We start from the raw sequence: 18,390 nt of genomic DNA on the forward strand, positions 1-18,390 counted from the left end.
CAATTGATGACATTATACCTCCGCTGTGTTTTTTTAGCCTGATGGATTATAATGTGCGTATGAATTATGGTGATCTTAATGGAAAATCGGTGCTGCTGTTGGGTAAAACCCGCTCATTAAATACGGAAGAGTTTGAAACACTTTTGAAACTTCACGGTATAGAACTGTGTAAAGTGTATGAAGAGAGGGTCGCACTCATTATTGAGGGTCGGATGATGAATCCGCTTGAATCGCAAGAGGCTGAGCGTTTGTATACGATGGATGCCGCACCGATTGTCTCTATGGACCCTATCGAGAAGTGGCTGTGCAGCTCCATCGAACCCAATCGTCTCTTGATGAGTCTCAAACTTTCACGTGATCAGGAACGCCTCGTCGACTTTATCCGAAATCCCTACATTACCGATGAACTCTTTTTCAAGCTGCTCAAACTCTACGATTGGAAAGGGGAGGGGTTCTTTGATAATGACAGTAACCGTGATGTTACTGCCGCTATCATCGGACGCTTTTATGAAGATTTGGCACGGAATCATAACGTTCAGTACGCTATGAGCGGTTTGGCGCATTTGATCGAGCGGTATGGAAACAGTGAACTAATCCGGGCGATTGCGGAGCTCTCTCCATTGTCTCGTGAGATTAAACATCCTCTGAACAGTTCTCTAAACGGAGTTTTGGATGCGATTGCTCTGCATCCGGATACCCCTGAGGCTATTTTACGGTTATTAATGGCGCAGCGTTCCGAACTTTTGGTTCATCGTGTCCCCCTTTCCCTTGAATCAGAGCTTTTAAAAGAGGAACAATTGCACCCTCTTTTGGCCCAAAATGAGAGTCTCTCCTATGCGGGAGCATCGCTTTTGGAAACAAAGCAGGGTCATATTCTTGCCGCACATATAGGGTTGAATGAAGAGTGGTTTGATCGGCTCTTTGGAGCCTACCCTGTCGAACTTGCGTCCAACCCCACCCTTACCGAGGCAATGCAGGAGAAGTTGATGGGTATGGAAAATAAAGAGGTCTATCGTGCGTTGGCTTCTAACGCTGTTTTGAGCCCGCAACGGTGTCAATATCTCTATGATTTAGGAGAGTACAATACGCAACTTGCAGCAAATCCTTCATTGACTGACGAAATCCTCGAAAAACTGTACCGAAGCGATGAACCTGCTGTTTTGGGTGCACTCGCGGCAAATCCTGCTACTTCGATCGATATACTCTATCAGCTTTCACTCGATCGTCGCTATGAACGGAGTGTCAAAACCAATCCGACGTTCGGAAATCATATTCAAACCCACAACATAGGATGGCAATCGTGAGAACTTCCCAAACCGTTGCGACGATGAGCGCAATGATCAGTGCAAAAATTCCCACCTTTTTATGGGGCCCTCCGGGGATCGGAAAATCCTCTATCGTTAAACAAATCGCCCGTGATGCTGGCGTAGAGTGTATCGACTTGCGCTTATCCCTGATGGACCCGACCGATCTTAAAGGGATCCCTTTTTACGAGCGTGAATCGCACAGTGCGCTGTGGGCTCCGCCGTCGTTTTTGCCGAGAGAGGGACGTGGGATACTGTTTCTCGATGAACTCAATTCTGCTGCCCCCGCTGTACAAGCCTCGGCATATCAATTGATCTTGGATCGTCGTGTCGGTGAATACACTCTTCCTGAGGGGTGGGCGATTGTCGCAGCCGGAAATCGTGAGGGGGATCGGGGGGTAGTGTATCGTCTCCCCTCCCCACTGGCGAATCGTTTTGTCCATGTCGAGATGGAGGTGAATGTCCAAGATTGGCGCGAATGGGCGATAAAACGGGGAGTGGATACGCGGATTGTCGCGTACATCGGATTTAAGAATGAGGCACTTTTTACGTTTGATCCGACCGCTAATGAGCGGAGTTTTGCAACACCGCGAAGCTGGGAAGCGGTTCATAATATTTTCCAAAGTACGATTCCACAACTGTTATTACTCGATACCATTGCGGGTGCAGTAGGGAAAGCTAACGCAGTGGATTTTTTGGGATTTTGCAAAGTGATGAACCTTTTGCCCGATATTGATGCCATTTTACACGGAGAAAGTGCAGAATACCCGAGTGATATTTCAGCGTTGTATGCCCTCTCATCGACTCTGGTCGGGCGGATTTTGAGCGATCCGGATGAGGTGAAAATCGATCATTTACTGCGCTATACACTAAATCTGCAAAGCGAGTTTGCTGTAATGATCGTCCAAGATCTACAGCGTCAGGGGATCCGTATGGACCATTTGAGTGGTTATGGCGAATGGGTCAACGCCTACGCCTATTTGTTATGTTAGATTTTTCGCGGGTTAAATCCAAGCTTTTGGTGGAACATCCCTATTTCGGAACACTCTGCAGTGCTCTTGAAATCGTGGTAAATGATAACATTGAGAGCTTTACCCTGCAGGGGAACCGTTTTGAGTATCGAGAAGACTTTTTTAATACCCTTAGCGATGATCAGGTAGCATTTTCCCTCTCCAATGCTGCGCTTCACACGGTACTTTCCCACCCCTCCCGTATCGGAAATCGCTCTCCGTGGTTGTGGTATACCGCATGTGAACATGCTATCAATAATATGCTGATTGATAACGATTTCACCCCTCCCAGTAAAATAACCTACGATCCCCGCTTTCGGGGGCAATATGCCGAAGAGATTTATGAGTTTCTAAAAGATACGATCACCCGTGAAGAGTTGAACGATAAAGACAGCGATTCACGCCGCAGTGATGAGAGCCTGGATCAGAAACTCCAAGACGCACAAAATGAGCAAATAGCCCAAAGCGCACTTGAAAAAGCACAAAGCATGGATAGTCTCCCCGAAGGGCTGGAGAGGCTTATCCCTATGGTCGGTCGCGGCCAAATCGACTGGCGCAGCGAATTGCGCGATTGCATTGGCGGATATTACATCAGCGATTACACGATGATGCCCCCTTCCAAAAAGCTTCTTTACAGCGGTATCTATCTCCCCAGTGCCACATCGCGTCATTTGGAACTCGTCATTGCGATCGACAGTTCGGGATCGGTGGATGAGGCTCTTTTGGCGCAGTTTATTGCCGAGGTGGAGTCGATCACCGAGATTTTCGGCTCCTATACGATTAATGTGATCGTATGCGATGATCGAGTGCGCTCGCATCAGAGCTTTACCAACGGAGAATCGATCGCGTATATCCTCATCGGCGGCGGGGGAACCGATTTTAATCCTGTTTTTGATGTTTTAGAAAATCAATTGACCCCACCGAAAATGTTGCTCTATTTCACCGATTTGGACGGCAAATTTCCGCTGTATGAGCCTCACTACGAGACGTTATGGATTGCACCGTTGAAGGGTGAAGTACCGTTTGGGCGGGTAATACCACTAAAGGATGAGAATGGTTAAAAACGCATTAAAGATTTTGGAACATTCGAATCTCTTTATCACCGGCGGTGCGGGATCGGGAAAAACGACCCTCACCCGTGCGCTCATAGAGGATGCGGTACAAAAGGGTAAATCGGTTGCTCGTCTCGCTTCGACGGGGATGGCGGCAACTCTGATCGGGGGACAGACACTACACAGTTTTTTTGATTTGGGGATTGCTTCGTCCCAAGAAGAGTTGGAGCGAAACGGTAAACTCGACCCCTCCAAAAAGATCATCAAACTGATCCGCTCGATGCAGCTCATTGTCATCGATGAGATTTCTATGGTGGGGGCACCGCTGCTCGATATGATTCGCCTGAGATTGTTGCAATCAGAGTTTACTGGGCGAGTGATCGTAGTGGGGGATTTTTTACAGCTTCCCCCTGTCGTGCGGGGAAATGAACCGATCTATTTCGCGTTTGAATCTCCGTCGTGGGAGCGACTTGGATTTGAAACCTTGCATTTGGAAGGGTCATACCGAACCCATGAAGCGGAGTTTTTGAGCTTGCTCCAAAAAGTACGTCATGCCCGTCTCGATGAAGAGGCTCATGAAGCGTTGGACGCATTGGTAAAACCGCTTAATGAAGATAAATCTACGATTACACTGTTGTACGGGAAAAATATCAGTGCTCAAAATCATAATCGCGCTCAGTTGGAACATCTTAACGGTGAGGTTCTCGGCATTTCTACCTATGTCACGATCCATGATAAAAAGATGCAGGAGCGTGAGGTAGAGCGATTTATGAGTGAAAGCCGTATCGAGCCTACACTAGCATTAAAAGTAGGTGCTCCGATCCTCTTTACCCGCAACGCGTGGAACTACTACAACGGGGAGCGGGGACGAATCATCTCCATCGAAGAGGATGTGGTTTGGGTCAAAAAAGAGGATGGGGTGAGTGTTAAAGTAGAGCGGGTTGATACCACTAAAACACGGTGGGTAGAAAAGGGGAGTACTGCGAGTGAAGAGAAGCTTATCACGCTCAGTCAGTTTCCAATCACGTTAGCTTTTGCTATTACAATCCATAAATCGCAGGGGATGAGCTTGGCCGATTATGTCATCGAGACCAACGAAATTTTCGCCCCGTCGCAGTTTTATGTGGCACTTTCCCGTTCCGTATCGGCGCATCGAGTTACGCTGATTCGTCCGAATCGAGGATGGGAAAAACTCTGTTTCGTTCATCCTAAAGCGAAACGATTCAGCGAGGGGCTGTAAACGCTGCTCCGATTATCACCCGATACGAAAACATCGTGCTAAACACTGCTGCGAGAAGGGCTACTGCCACCATCATATACATCACGGCGAGCTGATACGAGATCGCTTGGAGCGGATCGGCACCGGCGAGGAGCATCCCCGTTGTGATTCCGGGGATATGGATAATTCCGACCGTCTGGAGCATATTGAGCGTCGGAATCATCGAGGCTTTGACGGAGGCTTTTGAGGCAAACGATAGGGCTTCTTTGAGCGGTGCTCCCAGTGCTATCATCCCCTCGATTGTCTCAATCGTATTTTTGACTTCTGCTCGGAATCGTTCGGTACTTTGGGTATAAACGTTGAGGGCATTGCCGATAATCATTCCTCCAATAGGGATCATCTCATGGGGAACCATGTGGATCACTCCGAATGCCATCATCGATAAAAAAACAATTCCCGACGACGCACCGAGGGTGAAAAAAGCAATTTTAAAGCTGTGCTCTCCCAGCGGAGAGCGTTTTTTGGCGGTATAGGCACCGAATGTTATCATTCCCAGCAGTACAAAAAAGAGCAGGGCAGGGTGCTTCATCTGAAAAAGATAGACGAGGGCGTATCCGAGGAGTCCGAGCTGAACCATTGCGAGTATCGAATTGGTGAGGATCATGTTTTCCATGCCGAGTTGTTCACGGCGCGAATACCACAGAGCAAAGATAATGAGGAGATAGGAGGCTAAAAAAGAGTATTGCATGGAGAAAGAATAGAGTATTTTTGATTAAGAAGAGGCTTCCCCAAGAAGGGGAAAGAAGGATTATAATTCTTCAGCGTGAGCAGCAAGATACTCAGCAACACCCTCAGTGCTTGCTTTCATACCTGCGTCACCTTTTGCCCAGCCAGCCGGACAAACTTCACCATGCTCGTTGGTGAACAACATCGCATCGATCATACGGAGCATTTCATCGATGTTACGTCCAAGTGGAAGGTCGTTGATTACCGCGTGACGTACTGTTCCGTCTTTGTCGATCAAGAATGACCCGCGAAGTGCTACCGAATCACCGAGCAATACATCGTAATCACGTGAAATTTGTTTGTTAAGGTCAGCGACCAATGGGTAACGAACTTGACCGATGCCCCCCTCTTTTACCGGAGTGTTTTTCCATGCAAAGTGGCTGAATTGTGAGTCAACGGATACACCGATAACGTTGATTCCGCGTTCTGTGAATGACTCTAAACGGTGATCAAACGCGATCAATTCAGAAGGGCATACGAAGGTAAAGTCCAATGGATAGAAGAACAATACAGCACCTTTTTCACCAAGGTTTTCGTAGAGGTTGAAATTATCAACGATTTGGTTGTTCCCTAGAACGGTAGTAGCGGTAAAGTCAGGAGCTTTTTTGGTTACGAGCATGTGATTTCCTTACGTGGTTTATTGAGTAATATGCAGAAATTGTAACACACAAAGATTAATTGAACTGAGAGGCTCAAAGTTAACCTATAAATATAAAGGATAATTTTTATTATTTAGAATAGATCTTGCATACAGATTGCTTGCTTTCGATATAATCGTGAGATGATAACCTTTAAACATCTCTTCTCCATGATGCTTCGCTATAAACGCTCTTTGTTATGGGGAAATATTATTGCCGTACTCGCGACTCTCATTTCGATTCCGATCCCTCTGCTGATTCCGTTAATGGTGGATGAGGTACTGTTAAAAAAAGGGGGAAAAATTACCCAAGTAATAGACTGGCTTACTCCTGCACACGAACCTCTCCTCTATATCGGTATTGTGTTGGCCGTGACAATAAGCTTGCGGTTTGTATTTTTTCTTCTAAGTGTTGTCTCTCAACGGTTTTTTATTACCCTTTCTCAGGAACTCAGTTTCACGATTCGTGTTCACGCATTGGAACACCTTAAACATGTTTCGATGAGTGCATATGAGCGTCTGGGAAGCGGCAAAGTGATTACTCATCTGGTCACCGATATTGATACGATCGAGCAATTTTTAGGAAGTGCCCTTTCCAAACTGATTGTTTCCGTTGCAACCCTTATCGGAGTAGCGGCAGTACTAATCTGGATTAATCCTCTTTTTGGAATTCTTATTCTTATTTTTCAACCCGTCATCATGATTGTAACCCGTAAAATATCCGGTCGGGTCGGATCGCTGAAGAAAGAGCAAAACCGCACCATAGGAGAACTTTCCGATACCCTCACGCAGCTGTGTGATCTCTTCGGTCAAATTCGTGCCAGTAACAAAGAGGAGCGATTTATTGATAATGCAATAGATCAATCGAAACATTTACGCCATAGTGCGAGCGAATACGGGATTAAAGCACTGATGGGGGAGCGGTATTCGTACACCCTATTTTTGAGTGGATTTGAGATTTTCCGCGCGTTAGGGCTTGTGATGGTTTTATACTCCGACCTCTCTATCGGATTGATGTTCGGAATTTTCGGCTATTTATGGTTTATGATGACTCCGGTACAGGATCTTTTATCACTCCAATACAGCTTTGCCAATGCTAAAAATGCTCTTGCTCGGTTAAATGAGCTCTTAGAACTTCCTACTGAGCCGATTTTAAATAGTACGAAAGCTTTGTCTAAGACCAAAGCATTGTCAATAAAGACCCATGATCTCATCTTCGGATACGATGAAAAGGAACCCATATTAAAAGGAATCGATCTTGATATCAGAGCCGGAAGTACGGTTGCAATCATCGGTGCGAGCGGCAGCGGGAAAAGTACTCTATCACAACTGTTGGTCGGTTTTTATCCGCCGACATCAGGAGATATCCTTTATAACGGTGTGAGTGTAAACGAAATCGGATTTTCGCGTGTACGCGATGAAGTATTTGTCGTCTTGCAACAGCCGTTGATGTTTAACGAAACACTCCGATTTAATCTCACGATGGGGGATAAGATCAGCGATGAGGCGATTTTTGAAGCATTAAAGATTGCACAGCTTTCCGAGTTCGTATCTTCATTGCCCATGGGATTGGAGACGCAGGTAGGGAAATTCGGTATCCGGTTGTCGGGTGGACAGCGTCAGCGGCTCTCAATCGCGCGGATGGTGTTAGCCGATCCGAAAGTGGTCATATTCGATGAATCGACTTCGGCACTGGATGTTCACACAGAAAATGCACTGTTTGAAGCTTTGGAGACATTTTTAGTCGAGAAGACAGTGATTATCATTGCTCATCGTCTTAGCACGGTCACGCGTGCCGACTACATCTATGTACTTGAAAACGGAGTGATTCTTGAAGAGGGAACACGGGAAGTTTTAGAAGCTCAAGATGGCAGTTATAAGCGTTTTATAACCTCTCAACACGGATAAGGAATACGCAAATGCGACAAAATAATTTTTTACGTTGGATTGGAGTTGGGGCATTCATTTTGATTTTATGGTTGTTTTCCCCTTTTTTAAAAGGCTTTTGTGTTGCATTGCTCTTAGCAATGGCGGTTTCTCCTGTGTATCAAATTGTTAAGCTCAAAATAGATACATACGAGCAATTGAGAAATTTTGCTTCGGTAACCTCTGCCGCAGTTGTAACATTGGGACTTGCCCTCATTATATTTGTCCCCATTGCTTTATTCTTATTTCAAGTCCTTGATCATCCGGCTAATACGATGGAGTTGATCCATACCTTCACCAATCAAGTCGATTCGCTGAGCAGTCACCTACCCACCTATTTTTCTTGGTTAAAAGACCCTCTTGACAATGTGATTGCTCTGTCTAAACAACACAAAGATGAGATCATCGCATTTTTGGCAAGCTGGCTTGGGAACGGTTTAAAAACGTTTATGGCGATGCTCGGCGAGATGGCGATGATTGTTATTTTCTTTTTCTTTTTGATGTGGTATGGTCGCAGTATTACCCTTTTTCTTCTTCCGATTATTCCTCTAAAACGCTCAATCAAGCGGGAATTTTTGGATGAGATGACAACCATGATAGCTGTGGTGTTTTATACGCTTGTGGGGGTTATGATCGCTCAAGGGTTGGCATTTGGGATTTTCATCGCTTTTTTTGAGGGATATAATGCTCTATTGCTTGGATTTCTCACTGGAATTGCGGCAATTATTCCGGTTGTGGGTACGGCCTTTGTATGGATTCCTGTCGTTATACATGAATATTTTCAAGGGAATATTATGAATGTTCTCATTATATCGCTCTATTCGTATGCAATGATGGCATTTTTTATCGACAACATTGTTAAGCTGGTAATTCTAAATTTCGTAAACCGAACACTCAGCCACGGAAAACGCCGTATCAATGAGTTCGTGATCTTTTTTGCGATAGTGGGAGGATTGGCAACATTCGGGTTTTGGGGAGTGATTTTAGGACCGGCTATCGTCGCTTTCACGGTGACAACGCTCAGAACAATGCGAAAAACCAATCGAATTATCCTCCCTTAAAAGAGAGGGCAATAACGTTAGAGTGCTTTGAGTGCCTGCATCTCTTGGCGCAGAGCATTGAGCTCTTCAGTAAGGCGTGCGATTTCATCTTCTTTGGTCTCTTCATTCGAAGAATGGGAATAGCGTTGAACAGCTGATTGGAATGTGTGTGTCAGATGATCGAGCTGATCTTTGGCTTTTTCAATCCATTCGTGCTGGTCAAAGTGAAGGTTGTCTTCCATGTCATTGATTTTTTCCAAAATCTCATCTTTGTGTTTATACGCATAATACGCAGCTGCACCGCCGATGGCAGCACCGAGTACGAAACTGAGAAGATTGTTTTGCTGATTCATTGTTAGTCCTTATTCGTTGGGTTTTTTCTTGAAAAACTGGGAAAGTGCGCCGATGGCGAGTGTTCCGAGTGTCACTTTGGCAATGCCGTTAGAGGCTTTCAAGGCGAGCGATTTCGTTTCATCGTGAAGAAATGCAATTAATCCATGCAACTCGTGCAGGGACATTAAAGATTTTTCACTGATAGAACGAGTTTCCCCTTTGAGCTGACCCAACAGTTCACTCACGTCTTGAAGCGTTACCACTGCTTTGCCTGAGATGAAACTAAGCTCATGTTGTAGATGAGCGATAAACTCGTTTACTTTATTCATCGTTTTGATCGAATTGATTCCGATATAAACGATTACAGCGGTAATAAATATCATACATATCGCGATGATACCGACAAATAAGGTAAGTAGCTGTTGCTCGATCATAATCATTCCTTTCGCGATAATTCCAATTATACTCTTCTTTTAGATAATATGGTGAATCAATATTTTATTTAGGTAATTCTTTGTTTTGTCTATTTTAAGTGTTTAAAATATATACTTTCAATATTCTATAAATATATAAGGTATATCTATGATACTTACTTTATCGCACCAAAAAGGGGGCGTAGGAAAATCAACCGTAGCGTGGAATCTTGCGGTTTATTTTTCGAAAATTATTGATACAAGGATTATTGACCTTGATACACAGCGCTCTCTTACCGTAACCAATGCCTTGAGGCAAGAGCAAGGACTGATTCCCATTAAAATGCTTCATTTCAATACGGCTGAAGAGTTGGCAGAATATGCTCAAAACGATTCGGATGATATTTTAACGATTATCGACTCAGGAGGATTTGACAGTGCCTACAATCGTGTAGCGATCATCGCCTCAGATTTGCTTATTACGCCGGTTAGCGATAAACCGTTTGATTTGATGGGGTTGCAAAAGTATGAAGAGATTCTCAAAAGTCTTTCGGATATACAGGGTGAAATGATCAAAACACATGTCTTGTTTAATAATATCAATCCCGCAATGAAGCGATTTGGTGATTTGGTCGAGTTTATCTGCATGTCGGATTTCTTTGAACTGCTTACCTCTGTGTTACGCCAAAGGGTCGATATTGCCCATTCGGTCGGTGAGGGGAAAAGTATCAAAGAGTATCGGATATTTAGTAAAGCCGATCAGGAAATGGATGAACTTTTTGATGAAGTAAAATCCATTTTAAATATAAGATAAATATCTAAAATATATATAAAGGATATGGTATGGCGAAAAATAGCTTTTTAAAAAACATCGAAAAAGTTAAAAGTTCCGCTGCTATGAGCGAGCGGGAAAACAGTATAAAAAACGACAAAGAGAAGAAGAAAAAACTGATTACCATCCCTGTGGGGTGGGAAGATAAAATCCGTGAATTTCACGGCGGAACCGTAAGTGCTTACATTTTGATTGCATTGCAAGAGAGAATGCAAAAAGATGGGTTGCTGTAACAGTAATTTAAAAACAGGAGTGAAATGATGATAGAACATTTATTTACATGGTATGGAATGATCGGAGCAGGACTCGTCTTGATTATTTTGATATATTCTTTTTCAAAAGTAGTTGGATTCGTTTGGCGATTGATATTTTTGGGAGCGATTATATTCGCCGGATTTCTCTATTTCCGGCATTTGATATTTTGACGTGATACACCATTTGTTTTAGCGTCGGTCATAGTCACGTCCCTCACGTCTCCAACCGTTGTCGCGATCTTCATATCCTCCACGATCACGGTCATGCCACTCATGATCACGATGGTTCCATCCATAATAGACGGGAGCGGGATTGACATAAACAACACGCGGTTGAGTATAGATCACGCGAGATTGGGTGTAAACAACTTGGGGATCTTCCCGATACACCTCACGTGTTGTATAGCCGTTATATCCCGAATAGGTATTGTATGGACGATAATTATTGCCCGTATACCCTCTTTGATCGCTACTTCCGATCATAGTGCCAAGTACCGCACCGCCTATGGTAGCAGCAGTTTTGCCGCTTCCACCTCCAAACTGATTTCCGATAACTCCCCCGATAGCTCCTCCCACTAATCCTCCCATAACATCTTGTGCCATGAGAGCTGAGGATGCCGTAAGTGCTAGAGCTAATAAAATTTTTTTCATAATAGGTTTCTCCAATGTAAATAGTATGCATGAGTATAGAACAGTTATGTGAACCGATTGTGAAGCTAATGATTTTGGATATGCCGGTTTGTTGTAGGATTTCATTTATTACAAAGCTGTTAAAATATATAGTTCGAAAATATTTAATACAAAAGGCATTGGAAAATGGGTGGAATATTAGTCATTATTCTTCTGTTTTTTTTAGAAGGCATTTCCCTTAATGCTACAACTCTAGAGGATGCGAATAGTACAAATGCTACCAATTTGATCTCTATATATAGTCTAAAGAGCAAATCAAATCAGCTTCAAGCAAGCGATAACGGTAAGGGGCTTTTTTATAATTCTCAAAATGTTAAACTAAAAATCGAACAATCTACTGACGCCGTTAAAACGGCTGCAATTATAAAAGTAAACCCTTTGAATGATTCATCATATGTAAAATTCGGGATCAATTACCTTAATCAAAATCTGTACAATTACGATTCCACACTAGAGAGGGTGAGTCAGCATTCGGGTGCACTTGGGGCGGGTTATCTGATTAACAATGATATAGACTTGGAATTAGGGAGTAGTGTGACTGAGCTGATCGCTAACAAAACAAATCCGCAAAGTGAGATCGCCAATCAAACGATTAAAAATACCTACTACCAGATTGCAAAACGGGCTGAGATACCTATTGGGACAATAGATGTTTCTCTAAACGGCAATCAGCTTTATCAAACTCTTTCCACAAAAGAGCAAAGTTACGGCAGCCGTTTGAACTATTATCCCGACGATAATATTAAACTGGGATACTCTTACAGCAATAGCCAGAATAATGTTTCGAGTGGCTATTCCATAAATTACGGTTACTTTGCTACCGAGTATGCGAATAATATTTCACAAAACACCTACAGTGTTACGGTAGGATTTAAAGCGAAGTTTGCCGATATTACCGATTTCTCAAGCTATACCATTCCTGTAAAAGTAAAACCGAATATTACTCGGTCTCACCGATTTGATGATATGGTTTTGTACGATAATATGAATCTGCACATTTAATTAATTACTCTCCATACTATCAAGAGAGTACCAGTTTTTTTTATTTTCCGGGTCCTCCTCTTTACCCTTGTTATCCAGCAATTGCTGAATAACTTTGACATTCTCAATCCATTTGTTGATGGGCTGAATTTTGGATGTATTACGCTCTATTTTAACCGTATCATTTATCTTGATCGGCTCTATCGGTATCCATTTTTTTTCTCTGTTTTCAGAGAATAGATTTGGGGGTATCAGTATCAAGAGCAATAAAACGGCAATAAATTTCATAAGTTTCCAATAGATGATAGTATTGCAATCATACCTAAATAGGTTTATTTAAAATACTCCGTACTGATAGAGGTTTTTGACATACAAAAAGATTATTGTTGTTATAATATAAACAAGAAGAGTAAAAAGGTGAATGTATATGATCAAAATTATAAATAGTGAAGAGTTTTCCTATTTTTTACGTGTCCATAGAAATGAAGTTATAAAAATATGGATGAATAAAAATGAGGTACAAAATGTACTTCACAGACACTCTTTACCTATTATTGAAAAAAACACCCATCTTTTTTACCAGTTTTGTGATTGTTTTATAAGCGTTATTGAGTGGCGTGCAACCGTTTCGGAGTGCCAGGTAAAAATAGATTTTTTACAGCTATTGAACAATTATAATGTGACAATCGCGGATCTTTTTACGTTAATTATAAAACTCAAAAATGCCATAGAACAGGTCATTTTTGAAAATGGGAACCTCTCCTATGCTCTGCAAAGTGAAATCGATTTTCTCACTTTGCAAATGGGAAATGACTTGGCCTCCAATTTTGAAAGTATTATCAGCAGTAACCAGAACTATAAAAGTGAAAACTCGAATCTTTTAACCGAATATAAAAAAGCGGTTGATCTGAGCAATATTGTCTCAAAAACAAACCCCAAAGGGGTTATAACCTATGTCAATGATAAGTTTTGTGAGATATCCGGATACACACGGGATGAACTTATCGGAAAACCGCACAACATCATTAGACACCCGGATATGCCCAGAGAAGCGTTTAAGGATTTATGGGACACCATCAAAGCAAAAAAAAGCTGGAATGGTGTGGTTACCAATATGAAAAAAGACGGGAGTCAGTATATTGTCGATACTACAGTCATCCCGATATTGGATGTGGATGGAGATGTCGTCGAGTACATAGCGATCCGACACGATATTACAGAGTTGGAAGAGACTAAACAACAGTTGCGAAACATCAATAAGGCGATGAAACACAAGGTGGATGAGCTCTACTCAATGACAAATACATTGGAGGAAAAAGCGTATAAAGATAATCTGACCGGAATCAACAATCGGGAAAATTTTGAAGGTATTTTTAGCATAGAGATCGCCAATGCGAAGCAAAACAATCTGCCGCTCAGTCTGATAATCTTTGATGTTGACCATTTTAAACTGGTCAATGACACCTATGGCCATCAAGCCGGAGATATCATTTTAATCGATTTGGTCAGAATGATCGCCGATAATATTAAAAATGGAGATGTTTTTGCCCGATGGGGTGGTGAGGAGTTTGTCATTTTAACTCCTTCTACCGAAATAATTGGGGCATGTAATTTAGCTGAGAATCTACGTAAGCTTATACAGTCACATCCCTTTGGTTATGTCGAGAATGAGATAACCTTGAGCTTTGGAGTTGCACAGCTTTCCAGCGAAGATACTAAAAAAACCCTTTTTGAAAAAGCGGACGGGGCATTGTACGAAGCGAAGAAAAATGGGAGAAACAGAGTAGAGGTTTATAACGCTTAACTCAAAAAGCCCAGTTCTTGGGTAAGTCTTTGGTTGAGTAAATAATTAGGACAACTTTTGTGATTATCATTGCTGAATGAGCAGTTTATGTTTATAAAAATAACTGTTTTGATCTTGTTTGCAGTGTGTGGATTTAGAAGGTGGTGGCCAATCTCGGAATCGAACCAAGGACACAATGATTTTCAGTCATTTGCTCTACCGACTGAGCTAATTGGCCACATATTTGTGAGGCCGAAATTATAGCCTCATAAGCTTAAAACTAAGCTTAATGTCTATTTCGTCGCTTTTGCAAGCTCCCGAAAGAGATTTCCACGGTGCGCGTACGAGGTAAATTGATCCAAGCTTGCGGCGGCTGGAGAGAGCATGGCGACGCTATGGCGGTTGTGTTTTTTGCTGATCTGCTCTACCGCTACATCGAGGGTATTGCATAGGATGCAGGGGATATTGTATTGTTTGCACAGCGTTTGAAGCCGGAGTGCATTCGAACCGATAGCATATACCGTCACATCGTACTTTTTAAGAGGGGTGAAGAGCTCTTCTAGCTCTACCCCTTTGTCATCTCCTCCTAGCACTAAATGGACCTTGTAATCGCTGTACGTGCGCAATGCGGCTAGTGTGGCATCAATGTTGGTGGCTTTTGAATCGTTGATCCAAAGACGGTCTGCGCCGTCACGGAACTCCTCTTGTCGGTGCGGATCGAGGATAAAGGCGTTGATACGATCGTAATCGCATCGGTCATAGAGGATTTTATCAATCCCCATTGCGATCATCGCATCCATCAAAAATGCCCCTTTAAATTTGATCTTGCTGGCATCAAATCCAAAATATTTTGCGAGATCCTTTTCATCTTCGTAAATAATTTTAAATCCGTTGGTGGGTGCATCGGCAAACATTTTAGGGAGGAGTACCGCTTCCCCCTCTTTCATCATTGAGAGAGGTTTGAGTTTCGCATCGTAATACGCCTGCATGCTTCCGTGCCAGCTGACATGATCAGGGGTGACCGGGAGGAGGGCATAGATATTAGGACGTGCCACATTGGTGTAGTGCATGCTAAACGAGCTTGTTTCCAATATCCAGATAGGGGCATCGGGTGACATATCGGCCAGAGGGGTTCCGATATTTCCGCCGCTGATAGCCCCTTTGTCAGAGAGGAGGTGTTCGATCATCTGTGTCGTGGTTGTTTTGCCGTTGGTTCCGCTGATCCAGATCGAAAAAGGCATTTTTGGGGCAAAAAAATCGTATTCGCTGATCAGATGGGTCGCTTGGGTGATGAGCGGATGGGTCGGAGGAAATCCGGGAGAGGGAATTTCGTGGGTAAAGGCGCGGGTATCGAACTCGCTGATCGGTTTGAGAAAATTTCCCTCTTCATCGGTGGAAGGGACGGTTATTTTATCGTCAAAAAAAGTACAAGGGCCATACGCTTTAGCGATGGCGCGGGTTGTTTTGCCGTATCCGAAACAGGCGATAGTGGAGTTTTTCATTAGCGAATCTTTAGGGTGATGAGTGCGAGGATATTGGAAAGCAGCGCAATGATCCAAAATCGGACGATGATTTTGTTCTCTGCCCATTGTTTCATCTCAAAATGGTGATGAATCGGTGCCATTAAAAAGACCCGTTTTTTGCGGAGTTTGTAGCTGCCGACCTGCAAAATGACGGAAACGGTTTCAATAACGAAAATGAGACCCACTAGGATGAGGAGGATTTCACTTTTCCCGATGATCGCCATATAGGCGATAAAGGCTCCCAACGTCAACGAACCGCTGTCCCCCATGAACACTTGCGCCGGATGGCAGTTAAACCATAAGAATCCGACCAGCGAACCGATAAGGGCAGCGGCAATGACGACCACTTCTCCCGCGGGAATCTTGGGCATCAGCAGGTAATGGGAGAGGGCGGCATTACCGACAACGTAGACAATGACGCTCAAAGAGAGGAGGGCGAAGATCGAGGGGACGGTTGCGAGTCCGTCAAGCCCGTCGGTAAGGTTGACGGCGTTGGAAGTGGCGATGATGACTAGAACCCAGAAAAAGATACTGAAATATCCCATGTCAAAGAGACTTGATTTAATGAACGGTAGATAGAATCCGGTTTCAAGTTTTGCAACATAAATGAGAAAAAATCCGATAGCTAACCCGAACATGAGTTGAAGTAAAAGTTTAGATCGTGCACTCAAGCCTGCAAGATTGTTATCTCCTTTGATTTTTCCCCAGTCATCAGTGAATCCGATGTAGCCATAAAAAAAGAGAGTCAAAAGACCGCCGATGGCATACGGATTGAAGATATTAATAGTCAACAAAGATGCGATGATCGTAGAGGTAATAAAGACAATTCCCCCCATTGTAGGGGTTTTAGCTTTACCTTGATGAGCACTGACGTATTCGTTAATCGGTTGAACACGGGCTGATCGCTGTGCCCAAGCGATAAAACGGGGCATAAAAAAGAGGGTGAGAAGCAAGCCGATAAAAAAGGCAATTCCTGCACGGACAGTAATGTATTGAAAGAGATTGATGCCGAGTGAATGATGAAACCAATATAACATTTATAAGACTCTTTGCTAGCGTAAATTGTAAAGAAAGTGACATTTTAATATAATCCCCCAAAAGTTTGATTAATCGAGGAGGCAACTTGAGCAAAAAAACCGTTTTAGTCATTACCGACGGGATCGGATATTCCGCTAAACGAGAATACAATGCATTCCATCATGCTCATAAACCGACTTACGATTTTCTCTTTCGAGAAGTTCCCCATTCTCTGATCGATACTTTCGGTCTGAGTGTGGGACTTCCAGAGGGGCAAATGGGTAATTCTGAAGTGGGACATATGTCGATTGGCAGCGGTCGGGTGTTGTATCAGGATTTAGTCAAAATCTCTCTTGCATTGGAAGAGGGGACGTTTGAAGAGAATAGTGTGTTTTCCTCATTGCTCAAAACCAGCAAACAGATTCATTTAATAGCTCTAATGAGTGACGGCGGTGTCCATTCGCATATCGATCATTTGATGGGAGTTGCAGAAATAGCATCCGAAGCAGGCAAAGAGGTATGGCTCCATTTGATTACCGACGGTCGGGATGTCGCACCGACATCCGCAAAACTTTTTTTGCAAACGGTACTGGCGCATGGGAAGAATAATATCAAAATCGCTTCACTAGGAGGACGCTTTTTCGCGATGGATCGAGACAATCGATGGGATCGTGTCGAAAAAGGGTATGAGGCTATCGTAAATGCGATCCCTAAGAGTGAACAGAGTGTTGCCGATTATATTGAGAATGCCTATGCCTCCGGTGAGACCGATGAATTTATCACCCCAAGCGCTTTTGAAGGGTATAGCGGGGTTAAAGACGGAGATGCAGTCTTAATGCTCAATTTTCGAAGTGACCGGATGCGCGAACTCACAACGGCAATCGGTGATCCTGAATTCCTCGGATTTCCACGCAAATTTATTCCGACCCATTTGGCAACGATGACCCAATACGATAAAAATTTTCCTTATCCGATATTATTTCCGAAAGATGCTCCGACGAATACGCTTGCCGAGGTGATCAGTCATACAGGGCTTCGTCAGCTTCATACGGCAGAGACGGAAAAATACGCTCACGTTACCTTCTTCTTTAACGGCGGTGTCGAAGAGCCGTATGAAAATGAAACACGGGTACTGATCCCCAGTCCTCAAGTGAAAACGTATGATATGCAGCCGCAGATGAGCGCTCCCGCAGTGGGTGATGTGGTAGTAAAAGCTATCGAGGAGGGGATTGATTTTGTTGTGGTCAACTTTGCTAACGGCGATATGGTAGGGCATACCGGCAATTTTGATGCGGCGGTACAAGGAGTTGAGGCAGTAGATGTTCAGCTCGGGCGTATTGTTGCAGCGGCACGGAATAATGACTATGCGCTGGTTATTACGTCCGATCATGGAAATTGTGAAGAGATGCGGGATGATGCGGGCAATACATTAACTAATCATACGGTTGGTAAAGTGTGGTGTTTTGTGATGGCGAATGGGGTCAGCGCGGTTCATCCGGGGGCATTGAATAATATTGCCCCTACGGTATTAAAACTGATGGGATTAGATATTCCATCAGAGATGGATTCACCACTTATATAAAGGATAAT

Annotated in this window: 20 protein-coding genes and 1 tRNA gene; 12 read left to right on the forward strand and 9 right to left on the reverse strand. The window is 43.5% G+C overall.

The genetic code is table 11. The annotated features are described in order from the left end of the window. Window positions 1–59: 59 nt before the first annotated feature. From WC407_RS03655 to WC407_RS03670, 4 genes are read left to right on the forward strand one after another with little or no spacing between them, the layout of a single operon-like run. The gene (locus WC407_RS03655) at window positions 60–1,304 is read left to right on the forward strand and encodes a hypothetical protein (RefSeq protein WP_373021203.1); all 1,245 of its coding nucleotides are present in this window, start codon (window positions 60–62) and stop codon (window positions 1,302–1,304) included. Continuing rightward, window positions 1,292–2,296 (forward strand): AAA family ATPase, encoded by a 1,005-nt coding sequence (locus WC407_RS03660; RefSeq protein WP_373021204.1) that lies wholly within the window; start codon window positions 1,292–1,294, stop codon window positions 2,294–2,296. Before WC407_RS03655 ends, WC407_RS03660 begins: the two co-directional genes overlap by 13 nt. Then, entirely contained in the window at window positions 2,290–3,375 is a 1,086-nt protein-coding gene (locus WC407_RS03665) for a VWA-like domain-containing protein (RefSeq protein ID WP_373021205.1), read from the forward strand. Before WC407_RS03660 ends, WC407_RS03665 begins: the two co-directional genes overlap by 7 nt. Further along, window positions 3,368–4,606 carry an ATP-dependent RecD-like DNA helicase gene (locus WC407_RS03670; RefSeq protein ID WP_373021206.1) on the forward strand — a complete coding sequence of 413 codons (1,239 nt, stop codon included), beginning with the start codon at window positions 3,368–3,370 and terminating at the stop codon, window positions 4,604–4,606. The genes WC407_RS03665 and WC407_RS03670 overlap by 8 nt, the downstream gene beginning before the upstream one ends. Here WC407_RS03670 and fetB read toward each other — a convergent pair. Continuing rightward, complete coding sequence (gene fetB, locus WC407_RS03675; protein ID WP_373021207.1) at window positions 4,590–5,333, reverse strand: iron export ABC transporter permease subunit FetB; 744 nt, start codon at window positions 5,331–5,333, stop codon at window positions 4,590–4,592. The genes WC407_RS03670 and fetB overlap by 17 nt on opposite strands. 60 nt (window positions 5,334–5,393) lie before the next feature. Then, on the reverse strand, window positions 5,394–5,990 hold the full coding sequence (locus WC407_RS03680; protein ID WP_373021208.1) for a peroxiredoxin: 597 nt from the start codon (window positions 5,988–5,990) through the stop codon (window positions 5,394–5,396). 162 nt (window positions 5,991–6,152) lie between these two features. On the opposite strand from WC407_RS03680, the gene WC407_RS03685 reads away from it, so the two are divergent. Together WC407_RS03685 and WC407_RS03690 are read left to right on the forward strand one after the other, a co-directional pair. Further along, window positions 6,153–7,916, forward strand: a complete 1,764-nt coding sequence (locus WC407_RS03685) for an ABC transporter ATP-binding protein (protein ID WP_373021209.1) — start codon at window positions 6,153–6,155, stop codon at window positions 7,914–7,916. Between the two features lie 11 nt (window positions 7,917–7,927). Next, window positions 7,928–8,995, forward strand: coding sequence for an AI-2E family transporter (locus WC407_RS03690; RefSeq protein ID WP_373021210.1), 1,068 nt, complete (start codon window positions 7,928–7,930; stop codon window positions 8,993–8,995). Window positions 8,996–9,012: 17 nt separating this feature from the next. Here WC407_RS03690 and WC407_RS03695 read toward each other — a convergent pair whose 3' ends face one another. Both WC407_RS03695 and WC407_RS03700 read right to left on the reverse strand, forming a co-directional pair. Beyond that, window positions 9,013–9,327, reverse strand: coding sequence for a hypothetical protein (locus WC407_RS03695; protein WP_373021211.1), 315 nt, complete (start codon window positions 9,325–9,327; stop codon window positions 9,013–9,015). A 9-nt stretch (window positions 9,328–9,336) separates the two neighbouring features. After that, window positions 9,337–9,741, reverse strand: coding sequence for a hypothetical protein (locus WC407_RS03700; RefSeq protein WP_373021212.1), 405 nt, complete (start codon window positions 9,739–9,741; stop codon window positions 9,337–9,339). Window positions 9,742–9,889: 148 nt separating this feature from the next. On the opposite strand from WC407_RS03700, the gene WC407_RS03705 reads away from it, so the two are divergent. From WC407_RS03705 to WC407_RS03715, 3 genes are read left to right on the forward strand one after another with little or no spacing between them, the layout of a single operon-like run. Beyond that, window positions 9,890–10,534, forward strand: a complete 645-nt coding sequence (locus WC407_RS03705; protein WP_373021213.1) for a ParA family protein — start codon at window positions 9,890–9,892, stop codon at window positions 10,532–10,534. Window positions 10,535–10,563: 29 nt separating this feature from the next. Beyond that, entirely contained in the window at window positions 10,564–10,785 is a 222-nt protein-coding gene (locus WC407_RS03710; protein WP_373021214.1) for a hypothetical protein, read from the forward strand. 24 nt (window positions 10,786–10,809) lie between these two features. Next, window positions 10,810–10,977: a hypothetical protein gene (locus WC407_RS03715; RefSeq protein WP_373021215.1), complete on the forward strand. Its 168-nt coding sequence runs from the start codon at window positions 10,810–10,812 to the stop codon at window positions 10,975–10,977. 18 nt (window positions 10,978–10,995) lie between these two features. Here WC407_RS03715 and WC407_RS03720 read toward each other — a convergent pair whose 3' ends face one another. Further along, window positions 10,996–11,457 carry a glycine zipper 2TM domain-containing protein gene (locus WC407_RS03720; protein ID WP_373021216.1) on the reverse strand — a complete coding sequence of 154 codons (462 nt, stop codon included), beginning with the start codon at window positions 11,455–11,457 and terminating at the stop codon, window positions 10,996–10,998. A gap of 165 nt (window positions 11,458–11,622) precedes the next feature. Between WC407_RS03720 and WC407_RS03725 the strand changes: the two genes are divergently transcribed. After that, on the forward strand, window positions 11,623–12,498 hold the full coding sequence (locus WC407_RS03725; protein ID WP_373021217.1) for a hypothetical protein: 876 nt from the start codon (window positions 11,623–11,625) through the stop codon (window positions 12,496–12,498). Here the strand turns inward: WC407_RS03725 and WC407_RS03730 are convergent, their stop codons facing one another. Further along, on the reverse strand, window positions 12,499–12,765 hold the full coding sequence (locus WC407_RS03730) for a hypothetical protein (RefSeq protein ID WP_373021218.1): 267 nt from the start codon (window positions 12,763–12,765) through the stop codon (window positions 12,499–12,501). Between the two features lie 139 nt (window positions 12,766–12,904). Between WC407_RS03730 and WC407_RS03735 the strand changes: the two genes are divergently transcribed. Continuing rightward, the gene (locus WC407_RS03735; protein ID WP_373021219.1) at window positions 12,905–14,281 is read left to right on the forward strand and encodes a diguanylate cyclase; all 1,377 of its coding nucleotides are present in this window, start codon (window positions 12,905–12,907) and stop codon (window positions 14,279–14,281) included. A 141-nt stretch (window positions 14,282–14,422) separates the two neighbouring features. Here the strand turns inward: WC407_RS03735 and WC407_RS03740 are convergent. From WC407_RS03740 to mraY, 3 genes are all read right to left on the reverse strand, one after another. Then, window positions 14,423–14,498 (reverse strand) — tRNA-Phe (locus tag WC407_RS03740). A 55-nt stretch (window positions 14,499–14,553) separates the two neighbouring features. After that, window positions 14,554–15,762, reverse strand: coding sequence for a UDP-N-acetylmuramoyl-L-alanine--D-glutamate ligase (gene murD / locus WC407_RS03745; protein WP_373021220.1), 1,209 nt, complete (start codon window positions 15,760–15,762; stop codon window positions 14,554–14,556). Further along, the gene (mraY, locus tag WC407_RS03750; RefSeq protein ID WP_373021221.1) at window positions 15,762–16,820 is read right to left on the reverse strand and encodes a phospho-N-acetylmuramoyl-pentapeptide-transferase; all 1,059 of its coding nucleotides are present in this window, start codon (window positions 16,818–16,820) and stop codon (window positions 15,762–15,764) included. The genes murD and mraY overlap by 1 nt, the downstream gene beginning before the upstream one ends. Window positions 16,821–16,906: 86 nt before the next feature. On the opposite strand from mraY, the gene gpmI reads away from it, so the two are divergent. Continuing rightward, window positions 16,907–18,382, forward strand: a complete 1,476-nt coding sequence (gene gpmI, locus WC407_RS03755) for a 2,3-bisphosphoglycerate-independent phosphoglycerate mutase (RefSeq protein WP_373021222.1) — start codon at window positions 16,907–16,909, stop codon at window positions 18,380–18,382. Window positions 18,383–18,390 lie beyond the last annotated feature (8 nt).

Source organism: Sulfuricurvum sp., from assembly GCF_041651515.1.
Taxonomy (GTDB): Bacteria; Campylobacterota; Campylobacteria; order Campylobacterales; family Sulfurimonadaceae; genus Sulfuricurvum.

Coding starts and splice junctions, on each gene's coding strand:
- fetB (WP_373021207.1), bottom strand. CDS start 5,333: ATGCAATACTCTTTTTTAGCCTCCTATCTCCTCATTATCTTTGCTCTG.
- WC407_RS03735 (WP_373021219.1), top strand. CDS start 12,905: ATGATCAAAATTATAAATAGTGAAGAGTTTTCCTATTTTTTACGTGTC.
- WC407_RS03725 (WP_373021217.1), top strand. CDS start 11,623: ATGGGTGGAATATTAGTCATTATTCTTCTGTTTTTTTTAGAAGGCATT.
- murD (WP_373021220.1), bottom strand. CDS start 15,762: ATGAAAAACTCCACTATCGCCTGTTTCGGATACGGCAAAACAACCCGC.
- WC407_RS03670 (WP_373021206.1), top strand. CDS start 3,368: ATGGTTAAAAACGCATTAAAGATTTTGGAACATTCGAATCTCTTTATC.
- WC407_RS03690 (WP_373021210.1), top strand. CDS start 7,928: ATGCGACAAAATAATTTTTTACGTTGGATTGGAGTTGGGGCATTCATT.
- mraY (WP_373021221.1), bottom strand. CDS start 16,820: ATGTTATATTGGTTTCATCATTCACTCGGCATCAATCTCTTTCAATAC.
- WC407_RS03685 (WP_373021209.1), top strand. CDS start 6,153: ATGATAACCTTTAAACATCTCTTCTCCATGATGCTTCGCTATAAACGC.
- WC407_RS03715 (WP_373021215.1), top strand. CDS start 10,810: ATGATGATAGAACATTTATTTACATGGTATGGAATGATCGGAGCAGGA.
- WC407_RS03655 (WP_373021203.1), top strand. CDS start 60: ATGAATTATGGTGATCTTAATGGAAAATCGGTGCTGCTGTTGGGTAAA.
- WC407_RS03700 (WP_373021212.1), bottom strand. CDS start 9,741: ATGATCGAGCAACAGCTACTTACCTTATTTGTCGGTATCATCGCGATA.
- WC407_RS03710 (WP_373021214.1), top strand. CDS start 10,564: ATGGCGAAAAATAGCTTTTTAAAAAACATCGAAAAAGTTAAAAGTTCC.
- WC407_RS03705 (WP_373021213.1), top strand. CDS start 9,890: ATGATACTTACTTTATCGCACCAAAAAGGGGGCGTAGGAAAATCAACC.
- WC407_RS03660 (WP_373021204.1), top strand. CDS start 1,292: ATGGCAATCGTGAGAACTTCCCAAACCGTTGCGACGATGAGCGCAATG.
- WC407_RS03720 (WP_373021216.1), bottom strand. CDS start 11,457: ATGAAAAAAATTTTATTAGCTCTAGCACTTACGGCATCCTCAGCTCTC.
- WC407_RS03680 (WP_373021208.1), bottom strand. CDS start 5,990: ATGCTCGTAACCAAAAAAGCTCCTGACTTTACCGCTACTACCGTTCTA.
- WC407_RS03695 (WP_373021211.1), bottom strand. CDS start 9,327: ATGAATCAGCAAAACAATCTTCTCAGTTTCGTACTCGGTGCTGCCATC.
- WC407_RS03730 (WP_373021218.1), bottom strand. CDS start 12,765: ATGAAATTTATTGCCGTTTTATTGCTCTTGATACTGATACCCCCAAAT.
- WC407_RS03665 (WP_373021205.1), top strand. CDS start 2,290: ATGTTAGATTTTTCGCGGGTTAAATCCAAGCTTTTGGTGGAACATCCC.